20 protein-coding genes are annotated in these 25,532 nt (G+C 51.8%); 7 read left to right on the forward strand and 13 right to left on the reverse strand.

Annotated features, from left to right (window positions below; genetic code table 11):
- Positions 1-37 precede the first annotated feature (37 nt).
- Both ACO0LL_RS19680 and ACO0LL_RS19685 read right to left on the reverse strand, forming a co-directional pair.
- The gene (locus ACO0LL_RS19680; RefSeq protein ID WP_422952518.1) at positions 38-853 is read right to left on the reverse strand and encodes a substrate-binding periplasmic protein; all 816 of its coding nucleotides are present in this window, start codon (positions 851-853) and stop codon (positions 38-40) included.
- Positions 854-892: 39 nt separating this feature from the next.
- Entirely contained in the window at positions 893-1,858 is a 966-nt protein-coding gene (locus ACO0LL_RS19685; RefSeq protein WP_422952519.1) for a 1-aminocyclopropane-1-carboxylate deaminase/D-cysteine desulfhydrase, read from the reverse strand.
- A gap of 20 nt (positions 1,859-1,878) precedes the next feature.
- Here ACO0LL_RS19685 and ACO0LL_RS19690 point away from each other — a divergent pair, with 20 nt between their 5' ends.
- Both ACO0LL_RS19690 and ACO0LL_RS19695 read left to right on the forward strand, forming a co-directional pair.
- Positions 1,879-2,541 carry a GGDEF domain-containing protein gene (locus ACO0LL_RS19690; protein WP_422952520.1) on the forward strand — a complete coding sequence of 221 codons (663 nt, stop codon included), beginning with the start codon at positions 1,879-1,881 and terminating at the stop codon, positions 2,539-2,541.
- Between the two features lie 111 nt (positions 2,542-2,652).
- Positions 2,653-4,623 (forward strand): CocE/NonD family hydrolase, encoded by a 1,971-nt coding sequence (locus ACO0LL_RS19695; protein ID WP_422952521.1) that lies wholly within the window; start codon positions 2,653-2,655, stop codon positions 4,621-4,623.
- Positions 4,624-4,674: 51 nt separating this feature from the next.
- Here the strand turns inward: ACO0LL_RS19695 and ACO0LL_RS19700 are convergent, their stop codons facing one another.
- The gene (locus tag ACO0LL_RS19700; protein ID WP_422952522.1) at positions 4,675-5,547 is read right to left on the reverse strand and encodes a DMT family transporter; all 873 of its coding nucleotides are present in this window, start codon (positions 5,545-5,547) and stop codon (positions 4,675-4,677) included.
- Between the two features lie 140 nt (positions 5,548-5,687).
- Positions 5,688-6,242, reverse strand: coding sequence for a hypothetical protein (locus tag ACO0LL_RS19705; RefSeq protein ID WP_422952523.1), 555 nt, complete (start codon positions 6,240-6,242; stop codon positions 5,688-5,690).
- Between the two features lie 176 nt (positions 6,243-6,418).
- Between ACO0LL_RS19705 and ACO0LL_RS19710 the strand changes: the two genes are divergently transcribed.
- The gene (locus ACO0LL_RS19710; RefSeq protein ID WP_422952524.1) at positions 6,419-6,991 is read left to right on the forward strand and encodes a hypothetical protein; all 573 of its coding nucleotides are present in this window, start codon (positions 6,419-6,421) and stop codon (positions 6,989-6,991) included.
- A 9-nt stretch (positions 6,992-7,000) separates the two neighbouring features.
- Here the strand turns inward: ACO0LL_RS19710 and ACO0LL_RS19715 are convergent, their stop codons facing one another.
- The 7 genes from ACO0LL_RS19715 to ACO0LL_RS19745 all read right to left on the reverse strand — a co-directional run bounded on the left by ACO0LL_RS19715 (position 7,001) and on the right by ACO0LL_RS19745 (position 16,768).
- Entirely contained in the window at positions 7,001-7,810 is an 810-nt protein-coding gene (locus ACO0LL_RS19715; protein WP_422952525.1) for a TatD family hydrolase, read from the reverse strand.
- Positions 7,811-8,316: 506 nt separating this feature from the next.
- Positions 8,317-9,072: a LytR/AlgR family response regulator transcription factor gene (locus tag ACO0LL_RS19720; RefSeq protein ID WP_162044253.1), complete on the reverse strand. Its 756-nt coding sequence runs from the start codon at positions 9,070-9,072 to the stop codon at positions 8,317-8,319.
- Positions 9,073-9,094: 22 nt separating this feature from the next.
- Complete coding sequence (locus ACO0LL_RS19725; protein ID WP_422952526.1) at positions 9,095-10,435, reverse strand: sensor histidine kinase; 1,341 nt, start codon at positions 10,433-10,435, stop codon at positions 9,095-9,097.
- A 108-nt stretch (positions 10,436-10,543) separates the two neighbouring features.
- A complete protein-coding gene (locus ACO0LL_RS19730; protein WP_422952527.1) occupies positions 10,544-10,975 on the reverse strand; it encodes an ANTAR domain-containing response regulator in 432 nt (143 codons plus the stop codon).
- A 400-nt stretch (positions 10,976-11,375) separates the two neighbouring features.
- Positions 11,376-13,838: a prolyl oligopeptidase family serine peptidase gene (locus ACO0LL_RS19735; RefSeq protein ID WP_422952528.1), complete on the reverse strand. Its 2,463-nt coding sequence runs from the start codon at positions 13,836-13,838 to the stop codon at positions 11,376-11,378.
- Between the two features lie 178 nt (positions 13,839-14,016).
- On the reverse strand, positions 14,017-15,444 hold the full coding sequence (locus tag ACO0LL_RS19740) for a M16 family metallopeptidase (RefSeq protein ID WP_422952529.1): 1,428 nt from the start codon (positions 15,442-15,444) through the stop codon (positions 14,017-14,019).
- 1 nt (position 15,445) lies between these two features.
- Positions 15,446-16,768: a M16 family metallopeptidase gene (locus ACO0LL_RS19745; protein WP_422952530.1), complete on the reverse strand. Its 1,323-nt coding sequence runs from the start codon at positions 16,766-16,768 to the stop codon at positions 15,446-15,448.
- A gap of 306 nt (positions 16,769-17,074) precedes the next feature.
- Here ACO0LL_RS19745 and ACO0LL_RS19750 point away from each other — a divergent pair, with 306 nt between their 5' ends.
- A complete protein-coding gene (locus ACO0LL_RS19750; RefSeq protein ID WP_422952531.1) occupies positions 17,075-19,033 on the forward strand; it encodes a methyl-accepting chemotaxis protein in 1,959 nt (652 codons plus the stop codon).
- Between the two features lie 82 nt (positions 19,034-19,115).
- On the opposite strand, the gene ACO0LL_RS19755 is transcribed toward ACO0LL_RS19750, so the two are convergent.
- Positions 19,116-19,514: a glutaredoxin family protein gene (locus tag ACO0LL_RS19755; protein ID WP_422952532.1), complete on the reverse strand. Its 399-nt coding sequence runs from the start codon at positions 19,512-19,514 to the stop codon at positions 19,116-19,118.
- Between the two features lie 810 nt (positions 19,515-20,324).
- Here ACO0LL_RS19755 and ACO0LL_RS19760 point away from each other — a divergent pair.
- A complete protein-coding gene (locus ACO0LL_RS19760; RefSeq protein WP_422952533.1) occupies positions 20,325-21,854 on the forward strand; it encodes a peptide MFS transporter in 1,530 nt (509 codons plus the stop codon).
- Positions 21,855-21,922: 68 nt separating this feature from the next.
- Here ACO0LL_RS19760 and ACO0LL_RS19765 read toward each other — a convergent pair whose 3' ends face one another.
- A complete protein-coding gene (locus tag ACO0LL_RS19765) occupies positions 21,923-23,344 on the reverse strand; it encodes an RtcB family protein (protein ID WP_422952534.1) in 1,422 nt (473 codons plus the stop codon).
- A 299-nt stretch (positions 23,345-23,643) separates the two neighbouring features.
- Between ACO0LL_RS19765 and ACO0LL_RS19770 the strand changes: the two genes are divergently transcribed.
- Both ACO0LL_RS19770 and ACO0LL_RS19775 read left to right on the forward strand, forming a co-directional pair.
- Entirely contained in the window at positions 23,644-25,146 is a 1,503-nt protein-coding gene (locus tag ACO0LL_RS19770) for a DUF4331 domain-containing protein (protein WP_422952535.1), read from the forward strand.
- A 40-nt stretch (positions 25,147-25,186) separates the two neighbouring features.
- The gene (locus tag ACO0LL_RS19775; RefSeq protein WP_162044238.1) at positions 25,187-25,450 is read left to right on the forward strand and encodes a hypothetical protein; all 264 of its coding nucleotides are present in this window, start codon (positions 25,187-25,189) and stop codon (positions 25,448-25,450) included.
- Positions 25,451-25,532 lie beyond the last annotated feature (82 nt).

Genomic DNA, 25,532 nt, shown 5'->3' on the forward strand with positions numbered 1-25,532 from the left:
AAAGTCTGCAGTTAAAACCAGCAACTAAGACCCACATTTAACGCATGGACAAACCATATTTGCGCATAATCCTGTCCATCTCGCCGGTTTCTTGTAAAAACTGTATTGCACTATTGATCTGTTCCAGCTTCCACGGTGATTTATGCGACAGCGCGCATTGGGTCTGCACTACCGAAAACGGGGTCTTGGAGACTTTGTAAAGGCTGCGTTTTTCCGGGAAGTTTTTGAAGTAGCCTTCTATCTCACCATCTGAACTGACGAAGGCATCGGCACCACCAAGGGCAAGCAGACGGAACATGCCGGGTACATCGGTCAGGTCAACGCGCTTGATCTTGCCTTCTGCCAGTTGGCTGGCGATTTGCGGATAATGGTAGCCAAGTTGCAAGACAAGTTTTTTGCCTTCGAGTTGTTGCGGCAGCATTTCCAGACTAGTCTTGTCTGCCATCACGACCACTCTTTCTACCTGCGGAAAGGTAGCGATTGTCCAGCTGACTTCCTTGGGCAAATCAAACCAGCCAGGGCTGGAGTAACACATGATGTCGGCATCGCCCTGTATCACCACGCTCTCTATGCGTCTGCGCGAATAAGGGGAATACAGAGCCTGTGTAGAAAGCTTTTTTGCCAGCTGGTCAGTAAAATCTTTTTGCAAGCCACCGACCAGCTGGTGATTCTTGTCAAAAATATTGAGGGGGTAGTCAAGGTTTTCATAGACTGCCACACGTAATTGCGGCAGTTGCGGCTGCTGTGGCTGCGGTGATTCAGCTGCGAAACTCACCAAAGTAAAGACGCAGCACAAGACCAGGCCAGCCAGTCCACTGGCAGCGGTGCTACAAATTGCGCGCTGTCTTTTCATATTGGCATCCAGCCCGATGAATATGGTCACATTACATGACTACATGGGCGCAAACCCACGTGCGCCCTGCAAACCGCCGGTATGAACAGCAATTACCCTGGCATTTTTTGCGAGATATCCATCATGCCACAACTCGCGTAAAGCAAACATCATTTTGCCTGTATATACCGGTTCCAGCGCAATACCAGTCTCTCGTTGAAATTCATGGCAAAAGGTGGCCAGCGCCGAATTGGTTTTGCCATAACCGCCATGATGATATTCAGTTAACAATTCATAATTCTGGTAATCAGGGTAACCCGCCTGCATCAGCAAGCGGCTGATTTCTGTGCGCAAGTAGTCACCCTTGCTGATGGCCGCAATGCCTATGACTTTGCAGCGTCCAGCCAGGCCCGCCAGCAAACCTGCGAGCGTCGCCCCGGTGCCACACGCCACCAGCAGGTAATCGGGGATGAAGGGTAGTTCGGGGATTAACTCTGCTACACCACGCAAGGCCAGCGGCGCACTCCCTCCCTCAGGTAACCAAAGCGCATCCGCTGCACCTGGCCCCACATGCTTGCGCCAGGCAGAATCGTCGTCCCTTAATTCACGGTAGGCCTCACGGTTCACAAACTGTAGCTGCATGCCCAGCGCCCTGACATCATCCAGCATGGCGCTGTGCATGCCCTCTGCCCCGCGTATCAGCGCTGTAGCAGGCAGACCCAGTATCTTTGCCGCATGGGCCAGTGCATGAATATGGTTGGACCAGATGCCGCCCATGGAAACCACGTGAGCGGTCTGCCCCTGCAAGGCTTGCAGGGGATATTTCAATTTACGAAACTTGTTGCCTGATACCTGAGGGTGCAGCATGTCGTCGCGTTTCATCCACAAATCCATGCCAGGAAAAAGCTGGCTGATAACTTGTTGACAAGGGGAAGTCTGGTTCGTGAATAACATCGTGGCAGAAATACGGCTGGCAATGGTAAAGTGCCATTGTAGCGTCTGGTGCCATTCGCTGGACGCAGACATAGTGCATAGCCGGAGAGTACATGCCACCAGATTTTAATCAGCCCTTGTTAGAGGCAAGGCAACAAATTGATCAATTGATCAAGCAAATCAAAAACGAAGGCCAGCAGGAAAACCTCTTGCCGACGCTGGAAACCGTGCTGACCCAGCTAGACAGCATGACCAGGACCGATCATCTGACCGGCGCCCTGAACCGTCGCGCCCTGATGGTCAAGCTGGATGGCGAACTGGCGCGCTCCTTCCGTACTGGTCATACATTTACTCTGGCAGCCATCGCTATTGATAATCTGGAACAGATACTCGAACAACATGGCCAGGCAGTCGCTCGCCAGGTCTTGCAGCAAGTCGCCAAAGAAGCCCTGACCATGCTGCGCACACTGGATTCATTTGGCCGTGTCGCCGCCAATGAATTTGCGATCGTCATGCCAACTACCTGGCTGGAAGCCAGTCTCAAGGCCATCGCCCGCCTGAAGTTGCGTATTGCTGAAGTCGATTGGGAGTCCATCTCCCCCGGCCTGAAAGTGACTTTTGCCACTGGCTTGACGACAAATGCTCACAAGGACAGTGCCGACAGCATGCTCAAGCGCGTCAATAGCGCCCTGCAGACAGCCCGCAGCAAGGGCGCGGACAGCATCGTGGAAATTGAGCCACCTTTGCCTGATTACGACCCGAATGCGGAAGATTAAGGGAACTTGTTAAGGTATTTGCAGACCAAGTAGTGCCAGCAGGCACCAAACCGATGTATCTGTCTGAGCTTGGCTGGCCCTAAGCACACAAAAAAATATTCGGGGAACATCATGAGAACACCGCAGTTGCGACAGGCCCTGCCTGCGCTATCCATTATGCTGGGCGCAATCCTGACCAGCATCGCTACACCAGCACTTGCCTTGAGCAGCAACGTTACCAACACCAGCACCAGCAGCAGTACAGCCACTGACGACAAGGCTGACGCTGCCAGGTTGCGTGCCGAGTACATCCGTAAAAACTATGCCAAGTTTGAATACCGCATCCCCATGCGCGACGGCAAACTCTTGTTCACCTCTGTGTATGTACCGAACGATGCCAGCGCCAGCAAGCGTTATCCCATCCTGATGAGCCGCACGCCTTATTCGGTCGGGCCCTATGGCAGCGATCAATACAAAACCATGCTGGGGCCAACTGCCGAGTATGAAAAAGATGGCTTTATCTTTGTCTATCAGGATGTGCGCGGCACCTATATGTCGGAAGGCGAGTTCGTCAACATGCGCCCGCATATAGACGACAAAAAGTCCAAAACCGATGTCGATGAAAGCAGCGATACCTATGACAGTATAGAGTGGATGATCAAACACCTGCCAAACAATAATGGCAAGGTCGGCCAATGGGGTAATTCTTACCCTGGCTTTTATACTTCCGCTGGTGCCATCGACAGCCACCCGGCATTAAAAGCGGTGTCACCGCAGGCACCAATTGCTGACTGGTTCCGTGGTGACGACATGCACAGGAACGGTGCTTTCAACCTGCAGATGGCCTTTGGCTTCTTCCATAGCTTTGGTCAGCCACGTCCACAGCCCACCACAGGTGCAGGCTGGAAGAATTTTAATTTTGGCACACCGGATGGCTACCAGTTCTTCCTGGACCTGGGTTCGGTCGCCAATGCGAATAGCCGTTACTTCAAGAACGGCATCCCTTTCTGGAACGATATCACTGCACATCCGAATTACGACAGCTTCTGGCAAAGCCGCAATATCCTGCCACACCTGAAAAACATCAAGGCCGCTGTCCTGACCGTGGGTGGCTGGTATGACACAGAAGATTTGTATGGTCCCCTGAATACCTACAAGGCCATAGAAAAACAAAACCCCGGCATACAAAACACTATCGTCATCGGCCCATGGACGCATGGTGGCTGGTTCCGTAGTGATGGCGACAAAGTCGGTGATGCCAATTTTGGCTACAAGACGGTGCAGACTTATCAGCCTGTGGAATTTGCCTTCTTCAAGCATTATCTGAAAACTGGCGACAAGCCCACGCTGGCCGAAGCCTGGATGTTTGAAACCGGTGCCAACCGCTGGCGCGGTTTTGACGCCTGGCCACCGAAAGAGAGCAAGGACAAGGCCTTATACTTCCACGCGAATGGCAAGCTGAGCTTTAGCGCACCGGCAAATCAGGATGCACAATTTGCGGAATACATCAGCGACCCGGCCAAACCTGTGCCCTATACCACCGAGATAGAAACGCGCTGGAGCAAGCAATACATAGCCGCCGACCAGCGCTTTGCCACCAGCCGCCCGGATGTAGTGAGCTGGCAAAGTGAAGTGCTGGAAAAAGACGTGACACTGGCTGGCCCGTTGAGTGCAGACTTATTTGTCAGTGTCACCGGCAGTGATGCAGACTTTGTCGTCAAGCTCATTGATGTCAATCCCGCCAACCTGGAAATTGATGCGCAAACCAATCGTGGTAACCAGCAAACCCTGGTACGCGGCGAACCTTTCCGCGCCCGTTTCCGCGATGGTTTTGAAACAGCCAAACCCATGGTACCGAACCAGATGACCAAGGTGAAATTTGCCATCAATGATGTCTTCCATACCTTCCAGCGCGGCCACCGCATCATGGTGCAGGTGCAGTCCAGCTGGTTCCCTTTCATAGACCGTAACCCGCAATCTTTTGTGCCTAACATCTATGAAGCCAAGGATAGTGACTTCATCAAGGCCACGCATAAGGTGTATTTCGGCAGCCAGCAACCAAGTGCGCTGCATGTCAAGGTCTTACCAGCACTGGATGAATAAAAAAGTGCCGCTGACCCATATAGAGTCAGCGGCATTTTTTAAGGTCAATCTTTAAGCTGGTTTTTGAGCTGGCTGGAACACCACCAGCCAGGTCGCCAGCACCACACCCGCGCAGCCTATGACGGTATTCATGGTGATATGTTCATTGAGGAACAGGTAACCCCACAGCAAGGCAAACAGCGGGATCAGGAAAGTCACCGTCAAAGCCTTGGTTGGCCCCAGGTCTGCCATCAGGCGGAAGTAAATCAGGTAAGCCACTGCACTGCATAACAAAGCAAGTGCCACGGCCACCATCGCAATAGTTGCGGTGATTTCACCCTGCACTGGTGCCAGCGGCAGGAAAGGCATCAATACAAATGCAGCTCCCACTTGTGAACCCGTGGCCATTTGCATGGGCGTGATGCCTGTGAGTTTTTTCTTGGTATAGATACCGACTATCGCATAGCACAAGGTCGCACCCACGCAGGCCAGAACTGCCAGCACCAGCTTGCTGTTGAATTCAACCGGGCCCAAGCGCACCAGGAAGGCCACGCCGAGCACGCCTATCGCCATGCCAGCCATTTTGCGCAAGGTTAGCCGCTCACCAAGGAATGCCGCCCCCATCACCGCACCCCACAGTGGACTGGTGGCATTCACGATAGCCGAGTAACCGGCAGGTATGCTCAGTGCCGCATAAGAATACAGGGCAAACGGCAAGGCTGAATTAATCGTGCCGAGGATTAAAAATGATTTCCAGTTTGTACGGAAGTTCATCGCCCGATTAGTCACATACATCATGGTCAACAAGGCGATACCTGCCAACCCCACCCTGACCTCAGCACTCCACAATACCCCGACTACGGGCGCGAGTACCCGCATGAACAGGAAAGATGCACCCCAGATAGCTGCCAGGGAAATCAAACGTAATAAATCAGCACTGCGCATTAAGCACTCCATGAGTATCCAGACCAGGACAGCAGCTTAACAAACTAAGTGAAAAGCTGCTGGCAGCTTTCGGACATGGGAGAAATAAGTACTGAAACTGAATAGCTGGCTGTGAATGATGCTACATGCTTACCAATGTTTTACTTTGCCAGACCCATGTTCACATTGGGGATACCGACGGTATTCGGATAAAGCTTGTGTACCAGTTCTGTTGTATAGGCAAACCTGTCTACAGGATTTGACATGGACCATTGCGTAGTATTAGTTTTCCTGCCGATATCTACTTGTGCAGTGGCAAAAAAATCACCAACATAATAGGCCTTGCCAGGCTTAAATACCAGATTGCGTATCGGGTTACGGAAACTTCTGACGTCCCTGACATTACCGTCTGCATCTGTGTACACAATTTCATCGATATCGCAGGTGGATGGTTTTATCTTGATGACATGCACAGGATTTTCACGATAAAAACGCAGCAGGTACTTGCTACCGTCCTGACAAGTGAGATTCAGTCCCATACTGACATGTCCATCTGCCGAGACGAGCATTTTTTCAGTCTTGATCTGAAAACTGCCATATATAAAACTATCCGTTTCGGTCAGTTTTTCATCTGGCTTCAAACGTGGAGTGTAATTGGCACAGGCGACCAGGGACAATACGGGTAAGAGCAGCGCGAGAGTGTTTTTTATTTTCATGAGGGAGATAAAAGTACGGGATACATAATGGCAACAAACGATACAGGGTTTCATGCTGGCTTGCAAAAAATCCTGGCACAGTGATTTGAACTGACTTGATACATTCCGGTACTGACTGAGTTTTTGCAGATGATAAACTTTCAAAACTTTTCTACACGCTATACAGAAAGTTTTCCATGGCAACTGCAAACCCCACTTCCCTGATGATAGGTGCCGCTGTTGGTGCCTTCATCGTCTGGCGTGTCATTTCGCGCATACGGCGCATGGTGGGCAGGCAGAAATATTCTGGTGTGCGTGCCATGATGACAGTAGTTATTTTCCCTGTCCTGATAGCGCTGGTGGCTTTAGGCGCCATGAAACATGAGGGCAATCTGTTATTCATGCTGGCAGGCTTGATCGTTGGCAGTGGCCTGGGCATGTATGGCTTGCGCCTGACCAAATTTGATAACAGCCCTGCCGGGAAATTCTATACGCCTAACGCCCACCTGGGCATAGCGCTGTCATTGTTGATGATAGGCCGCATCGCCTGGCGCATGGGCAGCATTTATTTCACTACGCAATCTTTCGCCGCGCCACCTGGTGACTTTTCCAGCAGCCCGCTGACACTGTTTCTGTTTGGCATGCTGGCTGCGTATTACATCAGTTATGCAGTTGGCCTGTTGCGCTGGTCGCGCGGCTTGCAAAAACCAGCGGCAGTGGCAACACCGATAGCTGCCGATGTCATTGAAAGCACTGATCAAGCAGTATAAGCGCTGGTATTAGGCAGCCAAGGGCAGGCCAAAAAATTGCACGGTATTTTTTCGGATTTGCTGTGCCAGTGTCACGGGCGATATCCGCAAAATAGCAGCGACTGCTTCCAGCACGACCGACAAGTGCATGGGTTCATTGCGGTTATCTTGCGGGCGTACCGGCAGATTACGCGGTAATAAAAACGGCGCGTCGGTTTCTATCATGAGCTTGTCTTTGGGCAAAAATTTGACTGCCTTGCGCAAATCATCGCCACGTCTTTCATCACAGATCCAGCCGGTAATACCGATGTGGCAATCGAGGTCAAGATAGGCCCGCAACTCTTCCGTATTGCCAGTAAAGCAGTGCACCACTGCACCTTTGAGTTGTGGCCGGTATTGTCTCAGCAAAGCAAAGAAATCCTCATGCGCATCACGCTCATGCAGGAACACTGGTTTTTGCAAACCTACGGCCAATTGCAGTTGCGCCTCGAAGCAGGCGCGTTGCTGTACTTCTGTCGAGAACATGCGGTTATAGTCGAGACCGCATTCACCAACGGCGACTACAGTATCGCTGGCCGCAAGTTTTTCTATGGCTTTTGCACATTGCGCATTCCAGTTCTTTGCTTCATGCGGATGCACGCCTGCTGTGCTGCTTAAATAGCCGGGATAAGTTTGTGTCAGCGCATGTGCATCATAGCTGGCACGCTCAGACGTGCCGGTGACAATGATGTGTTCTACACCTGCCTGCTTTGCACGTGAAATCACGGCATCCAGGTCATTATGAAAGCGATGGTTGCTGAGGTTCGCACCGATATCGATCAGTGCAGGTTTTTGTAGCATGGTATAAATTTCCTGTTGTTTTTATTATTTGGATTACTAGCCGCTCAGTAAATAATACAGATAAAACTGAGGGTATTCAGAAGCAGAAACTGCGAGGGAATAGTCTGGATAGGTCCAAATCTTATTTTTAAAAAGATGACGCTGGTTTCAACGTCAGCGCCATCTTAATGCGAGATGACAAAAAATATCAAGCCTTCGTTTTTTTAATGTGGTTTTTTATAAATCAGAAGGCACTTACAAAGTGAAGCCAAGTGTATTCTTGATCTGGCTTTTTAGCTTTTTCTTCTTCAATGGGAGATTTGGGGGAATTCGCAAAGCGCAGCTTTGTGCCACGAATCTCTAAGCAGCTTGCAAGCTGCGCAGTGGAAAGGTTCGGATGGGGTTCCAGCGTAAATTCATTGAGGTTAATTGACCGAAACCCATCCCCACCCTAGCCCTCCCCTTGAAGGGGAGGGAACGCATTGAAACCCGGCAACGCCAGATTCGGTTTTTAATGGACTAACACCTTACATGGGTTTGAAGCGCCATGCATATGCCTGACTCACTTTCAGCTTCTCCTGCAAACCCCGCAACTCCACCGTGTACTTGCCCAGTTCATCCCTGTGCGCGCGAGTAATCGCATCAGCACGCACGACGGTGCCGCGATGCACTTGCCAGAAGATATCAGGATCAAGACCATCCATGATTTCTTTCAAGGGCTTGCGTACATGGGCTTCATCATCGGCACAGACTACACGGGTGTATTTTTCATCTGAACTGAAGAACAGGATTTTTTCTACCGGGAACATCTTGATGGTGTCGCCCACGCTGGCACTGATCCAGCGTATGCGTTCTGCCGTTGTATTCTTCAGGCGCTTGTCGAGTTCAGACATGAGCTGGCTGACATCTGCCACTGGTTGTTTGCTGGCGATGCGCTCTTTTAATCTGGTGACTGCTTCCTGCAACCTGATTTCAGAGACAGGCTTGAGCAGATAATCAACGGCACCAGCGGCAAAGGCATCCAGTGCATGGCTGTCGTAAGCTGTCGTGAAAACGGCATGGCAGCGCCCTTTGACGGCATGGGCAACGTCGAGACCTGTCATGCCTGGCATACGTATGTCCAGAAAAGCGATATCCGGTTCTTCCTGGTGTATGGCTTCCAGTGCTTCGGCACCGTGTTCGCATTCAGCCAGTATCTCCAGTTCTGGCCAGACTTTATTGAGCATGCGGCGTAATTCTTTGCGTGGTAAATCTTCGTCGTCGGCGATGATGGCTGTGGTCATGTGTTTACTTTCTTTATTTTTATCAGACTTCCAGAGGCAGCAATATGGTTGCTGCCACACCACCCTCGGTTCTCGCTTTCAACACCAGGCTGGCGCGTATTCCATAGGTAGATTCCAGCCTTTCGTGGATATTTGCCAGGCCTATGCCAGTGCCAGAACTACTGCCTGCAAAGCCAACGCCATTGTCAGCGACTGTCAGTTCCAGCATGTCTTCGCCATCACGATTGATCTTCTTCGCATGGACTGCAATATGCACTGCACCTATCTTGGGTTCCACACCATGTTTGACAGCATTCTCTACCAGCGAAATCAGCATCAGTGGTGGCAGCGCGGCATCTGTCACTTCGCTATCAACGCTATAACTGAGACGCGGTATGCGCGCTTGCATGAGGCCCAGGTAAGCGCTGGCGGCTTCCAGTTGCTGCTTGAGCCTGGCCTGGGCAGAACTACCGTCATTGCGCATTTGCGGTATGGTGGCGCGCAGGTAATCAACCAGGTGATCAACAATGGCAGTGGCTCTTTCAGGTTCCGTCAGGATGGCGGAGCGCACACCGGCCAGGGTATTGAACAGGAAGTGCGGTTCTACCTGCGCAGCCAGCACCGACAAGCGCAATTCTGCTTCACGGCGTGCCTCTTGGGCGAGCGTGAGTTCACGCTGGCGCAGAACTTCCAGCAGGCGTTTTTTCTGGCGAAAGAAATACCAGAGATCAATCGCGCCTGCAATATACGTAACAAGGCCAAACGCCATCACAAAGGAAAAACCTTGTAGCAACATTTTCAAGGCAGGTGAATGCTCAATCTTGCTGCTGCTCTTGTCCTTATCACTTTCCTCGACCGGGCGCACCGTGATACCTGCCACCGGCTTGTTGGCTTTAGGTGTTGACCCGCTGGAGGCGGTGATGCTGCCGTCGACGGCGAATTCCATATTTTCAGCACCATAAGCCAGGTATTTGGTGGCGTAGTTAGTCCCGGAAATAATGCCATAACTGATACCTGCCCCTACCAGCAAGGCCAGCGTAAGTAAAATGGCTTCTTTCTTGCTGGCATATGCCTGGTTCCTGACCCACACCGCCATTGCAGGCCCGATCAGATGCAGGGCCGTGCCACCGATGGTCAGAGGAACAAAAGCCACCGCCAGTTTGCGCAGATCTGTATCTGCCACCAGCCCCGTCGCAATCACCAGCAAATCAACGATGATGAACACGCCTATCCATGCCTGCGCGCGGTAACGGAACCAGATACGTGAAAACACCGGGTAGTTGCGGGCGCGGGTCAGCCAGGTCTCGCTCCTTGCCGTCACTTCGGATGGCAATAACTGTTCTGAAGTATGTAAAGCTGTGCGCATAGGATTGGTAGCTGACATGGCATTTCCTTATATAGTTGTAGCTAGTCTAAGGAAAGTCGTAAAGAGAAAGGAAGAATGCGATAAAACTGGCTGGCAGTCGATGAAACGCGATTTTGCAGTGACGAATTATTCCGCCGCCGTTTCGCCGCCAGCTTCCGGAGCCGCTTCCGCCGTGCCTGCTCTTTGCTGTTTGGCAATGCGTATGATGGTATTGCGTATGGAAGTCAATACGGCGACAGAGTTGAAAGGTTTGACGATGAAGCCGTGGACACCGCGCTCCTGTGCCGTCTGCAATACGGTCGCATCGATTTTTGATGACACCAGAAATAGTAACGCTTTGGGCAAGTCTGCCTTGATCTTGTCGAGCAAGGCGAGGCCTTCTGCATCGGTTTCGCCGATATCGACACAAACGATCTGCGGCTTGAGCTTGATCACGCGGGCCAGGCTGGCGGGTGCCAGGTTGGCATCCCCTACCACATCATGTCCTCCATTCACCAGAACGGAGGACAACAAATTGCGCGCAACAGCATTCGCATCCAGAATGACGGCTTTTAGCATGGCTAGATGTAGAAAAAGATTCAATTTGCATATTAATGCAAAACTTTAAGTTCATGTAAAAAAGGCGGCAGATATGTAGAACTCATTTCATCAATAGGAATGAGATGCGTTTGTCTCATAACCTGTGCTGGTAAGGCGGACGAGGCTGTCAATAGCGTTGCCAAATGGCAACGGGCAAATTGTCAACACCTGCACGCCAGCACAGGTTATGAAACAAACCCTTCGGGAACTGGTGATTTGGGCGCATTGCTGCGCGCAGTTTGTTACCTTGCTCTTGCTAAGGCGGACGCCTTAGCAAGAGCCACGCCTTGCACTGCATCCCAAATCACCTTGTTCGCACTTCCCCCTATTGATGAAATGAGTTCTGATCTACCGCCTTTTACATTATTTCCCCGTCCGCTTAATCTCTTGTGCTATCCGGTTTAGCATTCTTGACATACATCTCCAGCCAGCGGTCCTGTTCCCACAGCATGTGCAGTATCGATTCGCGGGCGCGGTAGCTATGGCTTTCATTTGGCAGCATCGACAGCCTGGTAGCCCCGCCCAGCCCCTGTATGGCCTGGTACATGCGTTCGCTTTGCATGGGGAAGGTGCCAGAATTATTGTCTTGTTCACCATGGATGAACAGGATGGGGTCCTTGAACTGGTTGGCAAAATTGAAGGGCGACATTTCCTGATAAACCTTGTTGGCCTTCCAGTAATTCCTGTCTTCAGACTGAAAGCCGAAAGGTGTCAGGCTGCGGTTATAGGCACCGGAACGGGCAATCCCGGCGCGAAAGAGACGGGTATGGGCCAGCAAATTGGCCGTCATGAAAGCACCATAGCTATGACCACCGATGGCGATACGGTTGCGGTCTCCCACGCCCAGACGCACGACTTCATCAACGGCGGCTTCGGCATCCATCTTCAGTTGTTCAAGATAGGTATCGTTTGGTTCTTTCTTGCCTTCACCGATGATGGGCATGGTAGGCCCATCCAGCACGACATAGCCACGGGCCAGCATGGGTAGCGGGCCGTTATAGGAAATGCGGTTGAACTTGTATTGCGAACCTATCACCTGGCCGGCCGCTTCTGCCGATTTGAATTCACGCGGGTAAGCCCACATCAACACAGGGCGCGGACCATCGCGCTTGGGGTCATACCCAGGTGGCAAATATAGGGTGGCGGTCAGATCAACCCCATCTTCACGTTCATAACGGATTTGCTGTTTCTTGATGCCCTTGAACTGCGGCATGGGGTGCGGGAATTGCGTCAGCGCGCGCGGTGCCGCACTGGCCTGCAAGTCATAGAAATAGAAATTCGGCCTTTCTTCGACTGACTCACGGCTGGTGATAAAGCTGTTGCCCTTGTCATTGAGCAAAGCCAGTATCTCTTCATAATACGGGGCTTGTGAGCGCCACAGACGGGTGATCTGTTTATTGGTCAGGTCAAATTTATCGAGGAAGGGCCGGTCACCCTCGGCACTGGCTCCGGTGCCGGTAAAGAAGATGGCCTTGCCGTCAGGGCTGATGCGCAAGACCAGGCGGCCCTGCGCATTCTGGGTCATGACCGGGTTGCCAGGATTGCTGTACTGGTCTTCTGACTTGCGGGCAAACATGAGCTCAGGCTTGCTGTCAGGTACGCCTGGCTGTATGCGCCAGGTGCGGGTATCGCGGGTCTTGACCCAGTTCTCGGTGACCACAGCAAGATAATCATTGCCCCACTGCACATTACCAAAACGCCAGCCCAGGTCCATGATTTTTTGTGCAGGAGTGTCAAACGGGGCGGCCTGCTGGAACAGGGCATCATGGATCTTGCTATTTACTTCAGGGTCGCCACCCGCCTGCGCTTCCAGCCAGTACAAAGTCGCAGGTTTGTCGGTGCGCCAGCCAAAATCACGCGGGCCAGCCTGCACGGCATCATTGCCTGTGGGGATGCGTTCACGTAGCGGGCGCTCAGCCACGGTCTTGACTTTTTTGCCCTGGATATCCCACAGTTCTATCAACTGGCCAAAACGATCTACCGGCAGCATGGTGGAGTAGGGGCGGCGCAATTGCGTGGTCAGGATCAGCTTGCCATCCGGTGAAGCCAGGGACTTGATCAGGGTCATGGGGCGTGAGATACGGCGCACCTCACCGTTCAGGTTGACGATGCCGAGTTGAGTCTGCAGATACCAGTCCAGGGTGTCGCTGTCCCGTGCGGTTCTCAGCATGTCGGGGTAAATACGGTTTTGCAGCGCCTTGCCGCCCTTGGTCTCTTGCATATTCGGCCCGGCGGGTACTGCAGGCAGGGGTGGCAATTCCTTTTGATGCTGTGGTGTCAGCCTGACCAGTATTTTTTCTGAACCTTCTATCCATGAAAAACCGGGGCCTGTTACGGCATTCAGTTTGTCGGCCATCAGGCGACGTGCCGTGCCTTTTTTGATATCCAGCAACCACAATTCGACACCGCCATCTACCCACAGGCTGAAGGCCAGCCACTGTTCATCGGGTGACCAGGCGGTTTCTGCGATCTTGAGTTTTGCAGGCAAGCCTTTGACTTCACGCGCTTTGCCAGTGGCAACATCCAGCAAACTCATGCCATTGCCAAAATCAAAATGGCTGGCGGCGCGGGTACGTGGGTTGATGCGCAAACCCGCGAGGCGCAACTCTGGCTGCGAGACATCGGCAATACCGGGCAGGCCAGGCAGGGTCAGCAGCAATGCTGTCTTGCGTTGCGGCCCCAGGCGGAACAGTGGCCCCCTGGGTGCATCGACGACAGCCTGTAATTCTGCCGGTGGCAGCTGGTAGCCGGACTCTGCTACATTGCCAGCCTGGATCTGGTAACTTGCCGACGCTGACAGAGCGAGTGCAGCGGCGACGAACAAGGGTTTGATACGTATCATTAACAGAGCATCCCGATGTACAACTTGACAATAATTTCAGGGCTAATTTGATAATTTTTTGTGCCCTATAAAAAACTAACGCCCCTTATTTGCAACTAAGGGGCGGAGTTTTTTATTGCATTGTAAGCGCTTTGCAGGCTTTTTACAGCTTAGTTAAGGTCTCATGATGGCGTATTACTTATTTTGCGCCAGGTGCAAAGCCGTTGCCAGTAATATCGAGTTCGGTAACTTCGCCATAATTGGCAGCAATGCCACGTATGCTTTCTGCCTTGCCTATCAAGACCATTTGCAGCTTATCGCGTGGGAAGTGTTTATCGACCAGTTGTTTGGCTTTCTCTACGTTGAGGCCATCCACATCACGCATGAAGTGATCAATTTGTTCACGCCCTACCTTGGCAACAAACATGTCAGCCAGCAAGCCTGAGAGCTGCTGGTTGGTTTCAAAACGTGGCGGGAACTGCCCTTTGACATAGGCCTTGGCTGATTCCAGGGTCGCTGCATCAATGCCCTTGTCCCACAGGCGCTGGTAAGTCTTGGCTGCGAGTGCCAGTGCGGCCTCGGTCTTGGGAGTGGCAGTAAAGCTGGAAACAGCAAAGCTGCCTGTTTCAGCCAGCGGGCTGAAACTACTGCCGGCGCCATAGGTCAGGCCAGAATTGACACGCAACTCATCATTGAGCCAGGAAGTAAAACGCCCACCCAAAATGGTATTGATGACTTGCAGCGGGACATAGTCAGGGTCATTGCGTGCTATACCCTTGCCACCGAACAGGAAGGTGGTTTCGACCGCGTCTGACTTGTTGACCAGCCAGACGCGGGCCTTGTCTGCCTCGACCTTGCCGTTGGCGACAGTTGCAGGCACGGCAGCGGTGGCTTTCCATGCACCGAACAGGCTGGCCAGTTGGGCGCGCATGGCGCTGGGCTTGAAGTCACCGACGATCACCAGGGCGGCATTTTCTGGCCTGTAATAACTTGCATGGAATTTTTTGGCATCCTGAACCTGCAGCGCTGTCACGCTGTTGACCGTGCCGGTGACGGGATTGGCATAAGCGCCAGTCCCGAACAACATGCTGCGGTAATAGGTTTGCACGACATTGCGCGGGCTTTCTTTGGCTTGCTTCAGACCATCTACAGTGCGTGAACGCAGCTTGCCAAATTCTTCTGCTTCAAATGAGGGGTGCAATACCGCGTCAGCAAAGATAGGCAAGAGCACATCCACATCGGCGCTGGCAAAATCCGCGTTAAGGGAAGTCGATTCTGTCGAGGTGCTGCTGGCTATGCGTCCACCGCGAAAATCAAAGGTCTGGTCCAGGGTCTTTTTATCAAACTTGCTGCTGCCTAACAATAAGGCATCGCCAGTCAGGTTGGCCAGACCTGCTTTGTCCGCATCACTGACAGCACCGGCCTTGACGACAGCGCGCACGGCAATCAGGGGCACATCATGGCGCTCCATCAGATACACGGTCAGGCCATTGGGCAGTTTGGTAGTTTCAAAGGCAGGCAGGCGGAATTCGGCAGCCTGGCTATTTGCAGCCAGCAAGCTCAGGCTGGCCAGCCCGACCAAACTGCAGGCCAGAGTTTTCTTACTGATCATTTTCTGAGTCATCATCTTATTCCTCCACAGCGGCGAGTACGCCTACTGTTCTTTGTGATTTTTTAAAGTATTTGGCAGCAACGCTCTGGATATCGGCAGGAGTCAATTTGCGATAGGCATCCGGTGCGTCGAACAATTTTTTGTAATCGCCAAAGAACATTTCATATTCACCCAGCTGGGCAGCCTTGCCATTGATGGTTTCCTGGGTACGGTAGAAATTCAGGAGTTTCTGGTTTTTTACTTTTTGCAATTCATCTGCCGTGACACCATCCTTGACCAGCTTGTCTACCTCGGCCAGCAAGGCAGCCTCAACCTTGGCGGCAGGTACCTTGTTGGCAGCAACGGCAAAGAAATTGAACAGACCGGGGTCAAAATTCTTGCCATGATCGGCACCGACCTGGGTTGCCAGACGCTGATCTACCAGGGCCTGGTACATGCGTGAAGTCTTGCCATCGGTGAGTATGCTGGCGATGACACTCAGGGCATAGTAGTCAGGATTACTGGTCGCTGGCATCTTGTACGACACCATGAGATTGGCAGCAGTCGCAGATTCCTTGAGCACGAATACCCGGCGCTCACCTTTCTGTTCAGGCTCTACCGTACGTACTACCGGTGGCAGCGCACGTTGCGGCACATTGGCAAAATACTGCTCGGCCAGGCGTTTCACTTCTGCTGCCTTGACATCACCGACGATGACAGCCACCGCATTATTCGGCGAATAATAGACATTGAAATAACGCTGCAAGTCATCTTGCGTCCAGGCCTTGATGTCAGATTCATGGCCTATGGTAGGAATGGAATAAGGATGGGCGCGGAAGGCAGAAGCATAGACTTCACCCCACAGCGCACGCAGGTTCGAGTTCTCCAGGCCGGTGCTGCGCTCGGACAAGACCACGCCGCGCTCGCTCTCGACCATCTTGGGGTCTATGCTGAGATTGGCGATGCGGTCGCTTTCGAGATCAAAAATGGTCGGCAGGGCAGTGGCAGGGAACCAGTCCTGGTACACCGTCAAATCATTGCTGGTATAGGCATTATTGGCACCGCCATTGGCTTCCATAGTGCGGTCAAATTGCTTGGGGCCGAATTTTTTCGAACCATTGAACATCATGTGTTCAAAAAAATGCGAGAGGCCAGTGATACCCGGTACTTCATTACGCGAACCGACTTTCCAGTAGGTGTACATATTCGCATTGGGTATCGTGCTGTTTTCCAATACCAGGAACTTCATGCCATTTGGTAGCGTAAAGGTTTTCACCTGATCAGCCGTGACAGCCTGGGCCGTCCCCGCCATCATACCCAGATACAGACCGCCGACGGTAGCCATGGTTTTCCACTTCATTGCATTTTCTCCCTTGTATGCTTATTTGTTTATTTAATGATTGCGGATATTGATCCAGCAGTTATGACAAAGAATACCGTCACTAGTTCTGGTCAAAAATATTATGGATATATAAAGACAGATGAATCTATACCTTAACTTGTCTTGAGGGCAAGCAAAATCGTTGCACAAATCGTTGCAAATAATCACGATTGCACTATGTAACTTATGCACTGCGTTATTCACTGCGGCAAGATTGTCATAATCCGTCATATCATTCATAACATTGCAGGCATTCCTGCGCAGAAAAATGCAAGGTTCAAAACGATGATATCCACACAATCCCCGGCCCGCTTTGGTTTGCGGGCAAAAATGCTGTTTGCCGTGCTAGCCATGGTGCTGGCCGGTTTTGCAGTTACCATCAGTCTGCTGACCAGACAGGCTGGCAGCATGCAGCAGGAATCAGCCCAACAATATGCGAAACAGCTCGCCATCAATAATGCTGGCAAGGTAGCCGAGCGCATCAACCTCGCGCTGCATGCAGCACGCAGCCTGGCGCTGGAACTGGCTGCGATGCAGACCAGCGGCAAGGCGGACCGCGCAAATGCTGATCTGTTATTGAAAAGCGTGCTGGAAGGTCACCCTGAATTTACCGGCGTAGGCACGATATGGGAAGCCAATGCCTTCGATGGCAAAGATGGCGAATACGCTGGTAAAGAGGGCCATGACGCGACTGGACGCTACCTGCCTTACTGGAACCGCGGCAGCGGCAAGACCCAGGTCGAAGCGCTGACTGATTATGAAAAAGAAGGCGCAGGCGACTATTATTTGCTGGCCAAAAAAAGCGGTAATGAAGTCTTGCTCGAACCCTATATGTACAAGATCGCTGGCAAGGATGTATTCATGACCACGGTCACCGTCCCGGTCAAGGCCAAGGGCCAGGTCATAGGCGCGGTGACGGTGGATTTGCCGGTAGCGGGTTTCCAGGAAGATGTCAGCAAAATCCACCCTTATGAAACCGGCTATGCCAGCCTGATATCCAATAACGGTATCTATATCGGTGATGCCGATGCAAAAAACGTCGGACAGAATATCGGTGACAGTGCTGCTGCAAAAGCCGCCAGGGCAGCCATCAAGGCCGGGCAGACTTATGGCGATACGCTGGAGCACAGCGGTATGCAAACTACAGTGAACCGCATCTACGTGCCCATACAAATAGGGGCAACCACGACGCCATGGTCTTTCGTCATCAGCGTGCCTGAAAACAAAATCCTTGCTGACGTGCATTACCTGCGCAATACCGCCATCCTGATCGGTATCTTCAGTGTGCTGGTGGTATCGGCCATCCTGACATTTGTGATTAACAGGCTGGTCATTGCGCCGCTGGGTGGTGAACCTGATGTTGCCGTCAAGATTGCCAGGAGTGTGGCTGAAGGAGACCTGACCACGGTGGTGACATTAAAACCCGGCGACACCAGCAGCATGCTGTATGCACTGCAAGGTATGCAACAACAACTGACGTCCATGGTCACGCATATCCGCGACAGCAGCGAGTTCGTCTCGAATGCATCGGGTGAAATCGCCATGGGCAATATCGATCTGTCGCAAAGGACAGAGAATCAGGCTTCATCCCTCGCACAAACTGCCAATAGCGTGGAAAGCCTGAACCAGACTGTCAGGCAAAATGCCGGCAATGCCGAGCAGGCCCGCCAGCTCGCCGTCTCGGCAGCGCAGACTGCGCAACGCGGCAGCACCCAGGTAGATAAAGTGGTCAATACCATGGCGGGCATCTCGGCTGAATCGAAGAAGATGTTTGACATCATCGCCGCCATTGAGGGCATCGCCTTCCAGACTAATATCCTGGCGCTGAATGCGGCTGTCGAGGCGGCCAGGGCAGGTGAACAGGGCAGGGGCTTCGCCGTGGTCGCGTCAGAAGTACGCAACCTGGCCCAGCGCAGCGCCATCGCGTCGAAAGAAATCAAGTCACTGATAGAAACCTCGATCGCCAAAGTCGATATGGGTTCCGAGGTGGTGGGTCATGCAGGCAAGACCATGACCGAGATACTGGCGTCAGTTGAAGGCTTGTCAACGATACTCAATGAAATCTCCAGCGCTTCTGCCGAGCAAAGCCATGGCATCGCCCAGATCACGAACGAGATAGGTTTGATGGACCAGACTACCCAGCAAAATGCGGCACTGGTGGAAGAGTCTGCGGCAGCCGCAGCTTCTCTGAAAGAAGAAGCGCAAAAATTGTGGCAGGCATTGCTGGTATTTAAAGTGAGCTGACTCTCTAAAATTTGCGGCACATATAAATGGACATCAGACCCCGTGTTGATGTCCATTTTTTATCGGTACCGTCTGCATTAAATCACTTTGCAGCAGTCTGTGTCTTTTCCATGGCCTGCAAAGCTTCTGCAAATACTTCGGGCTGGTAACCTCGTATCATACGCTTGCCTATGATGATGACGGGTACACCTTCGCCACCGAGTTCTGCATGTCTGGCTGCGGCAGCAGGGGATTTTTCTACATCCAGGTCCGTGAATGCCACTTTGTTTTTATCAAAATAGGCCCGCGTCTTTTTGCAGAAGCTGCAACTGGCAGTGCCGTACATGACAACTTTGCTGTTGGTATTTTGAAAGTGAGCTGAATAATCCGCCTCCTGATAGGCAGGTTTCAACAACATCGGCAGACGTGGCGCTACATAACCAATAAGCAGGCCTATCGCGATGATTACTGCATAGGTCAATATCGTCTTCGTTGCTTTCATGCTGCATCCCTCAACAACCAGTTAAAAAGATTTTTGCAAGAGATGGTGAACAGCTTGAAGCTGATCACCATGCTCAGCAATATCAGCGGGCGGCACTTATTGCCCCCGCTTTTTATCGCAAATTAATCTGGATAACCAGCCAGGCAATCTGCCATGCATTCATTGTATTCAGCAGAGCCACGCGGAGCTTGCTGTATGCATTCTTTATTGCAGAAATAGAATGGAGGAGGGTAAGCAAACGCAGCGCTGCAGCCAATTGCCAATGCAAGTGCAATTAATTTCTTCGTTGTTGATTTGAACATCGAATTCTCCTGATTTATTGAGTGATGGGGAAACAGAACAACCCCGTAACATTCGCCCCCAGATCAAATGCCGGTTTTTTAAACCTGAACAAAACCTGAACAAATCCCGTCTGCCAGCAAGTTCACAGATTTTGTCTTCCGTAGCTGGTTCATGCTTTTTTGTAAATTACTAATTCGACAAAATAATATCATCAAATATATTTGGATTAACAGTATTTAACTATTGCACCTGCACAGAAAATTTGCTTTTTTATTACTTATTTTGTTGCAAAAAACGTCTGCTTCATAGGTGAAATATCTGCAACTCCACTAAAGCACCTGTTAAGCATTCATGGGAAATAGGCGTAGCAGTTTTTGCTGCAATGCAGCATATGTCTTTTTATATGAGGTTTTTGTCGTGGTAAGCTACGCGCCGAATTGACTCAATTCATATCATTTCCAGGCACGCATTGAAAAAAATTTTGCGGCCAGCTGCGACTTTTATACAAAATAATTATTGGAGAGCACTTTGAACCAAATTCAAACGCCAGGTGCACACACTATTCTGGGACATCCGGATAGCTTGTTCGTCCTGTTCTTTACAGAGATGTGGGAACGGTTTTCTTATTACGGCATGCGCGCCTTGCTCGTGCTGTTTCTGGTTACTACGGCAGCCAAAGGCGGCTGGGGCTGGAGCCGCGCTGATGCAACAGCCTTGTATGGCTGGTATACCGGCCTGGTCTATCTGACCCCTATCCTCGGTGGCTATATCGCCGACAAGATACTGGGCAGCCGTCGCTCTGTGGTACTGGGTGGCTTCATCATCGCCGCCGGACATGCGTGTTTGTTGTTTGACACCCCAGCCATGTTCTATACCGGCCTGGGTCTGGTCGTTGCAGGTACAGGTTTGTTCAAACCAAATATCTCTGCCATCGTTGGGCAGCTGTATACCAAGGATAATGAAGGCGGTCGTGACGGCGGTTATACCCTGTTCTACATGGGTGTGAACTCTGGCGCTTTCTTCGGCATCCTCTTGTGCGGTTATATAGGCGAAAATATCTCCTGGCCGATGGGCTTTGGTCTGGCTGGTGCCTTCATGATTTTGGGTGCAATCCAGTTCTATTTTGGTCAGGGTATCTTTGGTGATATCGGCCTGGCAAAATCCCAGCAAACCACCGAAGTCGTCGCAGTTGAAGAAGCCGCACCACATATCGTTGCCGACCGCCTGCTGGCTATTTGCGTATTCTCTTTCTTCACGATTTTCTTTTGGTTTGCTTTCGAGCAGGCCGGCGGATCGATGACGATTTTTGCAGCTGACTATACTGACCGTACCCTGGTCGGCACCAGCGGCCTGGCATTCAAGATCGTCAATAGCCTGATGACCATCATCCCGACCATGATTTTGTCCTGGTTGCTGATCAAATTATTCGCGGGCACAGCAAAACGCTACCTGTTGTCGAATGCCTTGCTAGTACTTTGCATAGGCCTGATCTGGGCACTGGTGATCTGGATGTTGCAACGTGAGTTCTCGCTTGACCAGTCCAGCGTACCTGCTACCTGGTTCGGTGTATTGAACTCTTTCTTCCTGGTGATCCTGGCACCGATGTTTTCCAAGATGTGGGAAAAACACTGGAACCCTAGCGGCCCGATCAAATTTGGCGTTGGCCTGATCTTGCTGGGCCTGGGTTTTGCTGCCCTGTCTTATGGTTCTGCCAGTATCCCCGCAGGTGCAAAAACTGCAGGCGTCAGCATGATTTTCCTGATCGCTGCTTACTTTTTCCATACCATGGGCGAGCTGTGCATTTCTCCGGTCGGCCTGTCTTACATCAGTAAACTGGCACCACCACGTTTGCTGGGCCTGATGTTTGGCGTGTGGTTCCTGAACACGGCAATTGCCAACAAACTGGCTGGTTACAGCGGCAGTTATATCGATGAAATCTCGAAGGAATATTCATTGTCTGTGTTCTTCCTGATATTCACGATTATCCCTATCGTGGCTGGCGGCATCCTGATGCTTCTGAATAAGTGGATGGCAAGAAAAATGCACGGTATCCACTAAGCTGTTCGCTGCATAAAAAAATCCCCGCCCAATGATGATTGCGCGGGGATTTTTTATGCTCATGCTATTTACGCCTTGAATGTCACCCAGGGCTTGAGCCTGACTGCGGCCTTGATCAGGCCTGCGGTTTCTTGCGCTTCTATCACCGGGCCTATGGGTTTATAGGCTTGCGGTGCTTCTTCCACCTTGCGCTCTTCACGCAGGGTCACGCATTGCCAACTCGCATCGCTGTTGTCATGACGCAGGCGTCGCACATCCTGCCTGCGCACGCGACGGCCTGCACCATGGCTGCATGACCATAACCAGTCAGGATTGCCCAATCCTTCTACCAGGTAACTGGCATCGCCCATGGAACCAGGTATCAGGGCCAGGTTACCATCCCTCGCCGGAGTTGCGCCCTTCCTGTGGATGTTCATGCCGTGCTCACGCAAGATGACATTGTGCGGCACATCGACAACCAGGGATGATTTGGCCTCACCCAACACAGCTTGTAATTGCTGTCTGACCAGTTCTGCCAGCACCATGCGATTGGCCCAGGCATAGCGGGCTGCCACGCCCATGGCTTGCAGGTATTCATCCGCCAGATCACCACTGAGCCCATACAAGGCGGTGTCAGGATGTTTGAGACCCGCAGGCCATTCAGCCCTGGCCCTGTCCATCCAGCGCTGGCCTACATAGAAACCGACATCGCGAGAACCGCTATGTATCATGACGACGATATCGTCTTTGGCCAAGCCTGCGCGATAAGCGAGGTGGCGGTCAAAAACGGCATCGACGATCTGAAGTTCAACAAAGTGATTACCACCGCCTGGCGTACCCAGGCTGGGGTCACGCACGATGCCATCGCGATTGAACCAGGCTTCTGGCGCATAGCGGCTGGCTCCGCCAAATTCCTGCAAGCCTATGCAGGCAGCAAGTTCTTGTTGTAGACGTTCGCGATCGGCTGTGGCCCAGATACCGCTGTCCGGCAAGCTGTCCAGAAAAGCCGATGGGCCCACATCACTGAGTGCGGCAAAGGCTTTGGCATGGGCAGGCACGTCACGGCCATTTTCCAGCAAGACACGTTGCAACTGACGCAGCAATGCAGGCTTGTGCTGGTTTGCCTGGGACAAATTAAAGCCCGTGGTCAACAAGCGCATGCCGCAATTGATGTCAGTGCCTATCGCTGCGGGGATCACAAAGCCAGCATCGGTGGCAACGATGGAACCCACTGGCGCAATACTGCCAGGATGAAAGTCAGGCGTCGCGCATGCTTTGCAGACCGCATGATGACCATCGGCAGATTTGACGGCGGCAAACGCCATTAATTGCTTTACTGCTTTTTCTTCCAGAGGAAGACTGTCAGGCAACAAGACTGTTGCCTGCGCATGTTCATGATGAAGCTGGAATATGCCATTGGCATGTTCAACATGAATGCCCTGTCTTTGCAGGGCCGCTTGTAAGCGGGATATAGAAACGCGAGGATGAGGAATACGAGAATCAGAAGTCATGACTGCTACCAAAATTTGAAGTACAGGTGCGCCTCCGGCGATTCGGGGGCATTTGTACCTCTAGCAGCAGCGCCAAGAGGAAGAGTCATTAAGTATAGCGATGTTTACAAAATGCGCAAATTTCTTGTTTAAGTTTTTAAGAAAAATTTGACCACAAATCCCACAAAAACTAATTGTGTAATTTCTTTAAAAAACTTGCATCCAAAACCAAAAGGGCCGCGTATCAAGAATACCCGTTGCACTTTTTGACAATAACGACGGTCATTTTTACTTCACTTATTTAAAATAGGGAGTTGGTCATGAGACAAGTAACATCCAGGTTCAATCAAAAAATCCTGCTCGCCCTGGTCACCGCAGGCAGCCTTAGTGGCATCGCCTCGCTGCCAGCACAGGCGTCCAGCCACCGCGAAGCACCGTTTATTACGCGCCACCCCAAAGTCGATGCTGCCGACTTTTATATGTTCCGCAGCTATGAGGCCAACCGCGCAGCCTTTACTACCCTGATTGCCAATTACTCCCCCCTGCAAGATGCCTATGGTGGCCCAAATTATTTCTCCATGGACCCAGATGCGCTGTATGAAATCCATATCGACAATGTCGGTGATGGCAAAGAACATCTGACTTTCCAGTTCCGCTTCACCAATACCAATAATGATGCGCAGTTTACTGTTGGTGGCAAGAAAGTTTCTATTCCATTGGTTATCAATGGCGGTGCCATTGACGGTGTGAACCCGGCTGGTTTGAATGTACGTGAAACCTACACCGTCACCATGGTGACAGGTGACCGCCGCACAGGCACTCGCCAGGCGGTAACTAACGCAACTACCGGTTCTACTACCTTTGACAAGCCAGTTGACTATATTGGTAACAAATCCATTCCTGACTATGCAGGCTATGCTGCCAAGCATGTGTTTGCCGTCAATATTCCTGGTTGCACGACGCCGGGCAAAGTGTTTGTCGGCCAGCGTAAAGATCCCTTCGTGGTCAACCTCGGTGAAACTTTTGACCTGATCAACATCAAGGCACCTGCCACTGCATTTGATCCGAATGCAGAAAAAGCCGGCCATGATGATCTGGCCATGAAGAACATCACTGCGATAGAAATGGAAGTGCCCACCAGTTGCCTGACCAATGGCAAGGAAGCCGTCATCGGTGGCTGGACGACCGCCAGCTTGCGCCAGGGCCGTGCGATCAACCCGACACCAAGCAGCACAGGGTCGGCATCCAAAGAAGGCGGCGCATGGACACAGGTATCACGCCTGGGTATGCCACTGGTGAATGAAGTCGTGATTGGCCTCAAGGACAAGGATCAGTTCAACCACAGCAAACCTAGTGGTGATGCACAGTTCATCAATTATGTGACCAACCCTACCCTGCCTGCACTGGTAGAAGTCTTGTTTGGCAGCGCTGGCGTCAAGGCACCAACCAATTTCCCGCGTAATGATCTGGTCGCTGCTTTCCTGACAGGTATCAAGGGTGTCAACCAGCCAGCAACGGTCACACCGTCTGAAATGTTGCGCCTGAATACGACAACACCGGTCAGTGCAACGCAAAACCGCCTGGGTGTCATCGCTGGTGACAGCGCTGGTTTCCCTAATGGCCGTCGCCCTGGGGATGATGTGGTGGACATCGCCTTACGCGTGGTCATGGGTCGTTTGTGTGTACTTAGCATAGGTTGCGTACCAGCTGATGCACCAGCCGGCAGCATCGACTTTACTGATGGCGCCTATCTGGACAGCAGCTTCATCGACAATGCCTTCCCTTACCTGAAAACCCCTGTGGCTGGCGCACTGAAACGTTAAACGTCTCAGTCATATTGAATACCATACTCAAGGAGTAATCATGAAAGCTAGACATACTTATCTGATCGCTGGCACATTGCTGACGCTCATGCTGGCGGGCTGTGGCGGCAGCTCCAGCCCCGCAACCAGTACCACGACTCCCGGTACTGGCACCGGAACGGGAACGACCACACCTACGGTCATCGATACCTTCACGCAATATGTGCTGAACCTGTTCGGTGCAGCGGATACGGCAGAACCGCAATCCATCGATGCAGCAGTAGTCACAGCGCCGGAAGCAACTGAACCTGTCAGTGTTAACTAGACAGATTATTGTAGCCAACTGAAGTTGCGGGCTCAGGACATGTTATTTTCTGTAGGTCTTGAGCCCGCCCATGAATTTTGAG

This window comes from Undibacterium sp. TC4M20W (genome assembly GCF_049340245.1).
Classification (GTDB): domain Bacteria; phylum Pseudomonadota; class Gammaproteobacteria; order Burkholderiales; family Burkholderiaceae_D; genus Undibacterium.

Bases quoted from the DNA above. Each gene is read 5' to 3' on its own strand.
- ACO0LL_RS19695 (WP_422952521.1), top strand. From the start codon at position 2,653: ATGAGAACACCGCAGTTGCGACAGGCCCTGCCTGCGCTATCCATTATG.
- ACO0LL_RS19705 (WP_422952523.1), bottom strand. From the start codon at position 6,242: ATGAAAATAAAAAACACTCTCGCGCTGCTCTTACCCGTATTGTCCCTG.
- ACO0LL_RS19775 (WP_162044238.1), top strand. From the start codon at position 25,187: ATGAAAGCTAGACATACTTATCTGATCGCTGGCACATTGCTGACGCTC.
- ACO0LL_RS19710 (WP_422952524.1), top strand. From the start codon at position 6,419: ATGGCAACTGCAAACCCCACTTCCCTGATGATAGGTGCCGCTGTTGGT.
- ACO0LL_RS19715 (WP_422952525.1), bottom strand. From the start codon at position 7,810: ATGCTACAAAAACCTGCACTGATCGATATCGGTGCGAACCTCAGCAAC.
- ACO0LL_RS19770 (WP_422952535.1), top strand. From the start codon at position 23,644: ATGAGACAAGTAACATCCAGGTTCAATCAAAAAATCCTGCTCGCCCTG.
- ACO0LL_RS19750 (WP_422952531.1), top strand. From the start codon at position 17,075: ATGATATCCACACAATCCCCGGCCCGCTTTGGTTTGCGGGCAAAAATG.
- ACO0LL_RS19765 (WP_422952534.1), bottom strand. From the start codon at position 23,344: ATGACTTCTGATTCTCGTATTCCTCATCCTCGCGTTTCTATATCCCGC.
- ACO0LL_RS19680 (WP_422952518.1), bottom strand. From the start codon at position 853: ATGAAAAGACAGCGCGCAATTTGTAGCACCGCTGCCAGTGGACTGGCT.
- ACO0LL_RS19725 (WP_422952526.1), bottom strand. From the start codon at position 10,435: ATGTCAGCTACCAATCCTATGCGCACAGCTTTACATACTTCAGAACAG.
- ACO0LL_RS19720 (WP_162044253.1), bottom strand. From the start codon at position 9,072: ATGACCACAGCCATCATCGCCGACGACGAAGATTTACCACGCAAAGAA.
- ACO0LL_RS19700 (WP_422952522.1), bottom strand. From the start codon at position 5,547: ATGCGCAGTGCTGATTTATTACGTTTGATTTCCCTGGCAGCTATCTGG.
- ACO0LL_RS19755 (WP_422952532.1), bottom strand. From the start codon at position 19,514: ATGAAAGCAACGAAGACGATATTGACCTATGCAGTAATCATCGCGATA.
- ACO0LL_RS19730 (WP_422952527.1), bottom strand. From the start codon at position 10,975: ATGCTAAAAGCCGTCATTCTGGATGCGAATGCTGTTGCGCGCAATTTG.
- ACO0LL_RS19735 (WP_422952528.1), bottom strand. From the start codon at position 13,838: ATGATACGTATCAAACCCTTGTTCGTCGCCGCTGCACTCGCTCTGTCA.
- ACO0LL_RS19740 (WP_422952529.1), bottom strand. From the start codon at position 15,444: ATGATGACTCAGAAAATGATCAGTAAGAAAACTCTGGCCTGCAGTTTG.
- ACO0LL_RS19745 (WP_422952530.1), bottom strand. From the start codon at position 16,768: ATGAAGTGGAAAACCATGGCTACCGTCGGCGGTCTGTATCTGGGTATG.
- ACO0LL_RS19685 (WP_422952519.1), bottom strand. From the start codon at position 1,858: ATGTCTGCGTCCAGCGAATGGCACCAGACGCTACAATGGCACTTTACC.
- ACO0LL_RS19690 (WP_422952520.1), top strand. From the start codon at position 1,879: ATGCCACCAGATTTTAATCAGCCCTTGTTAGAGGCAAGGCAACAAATT.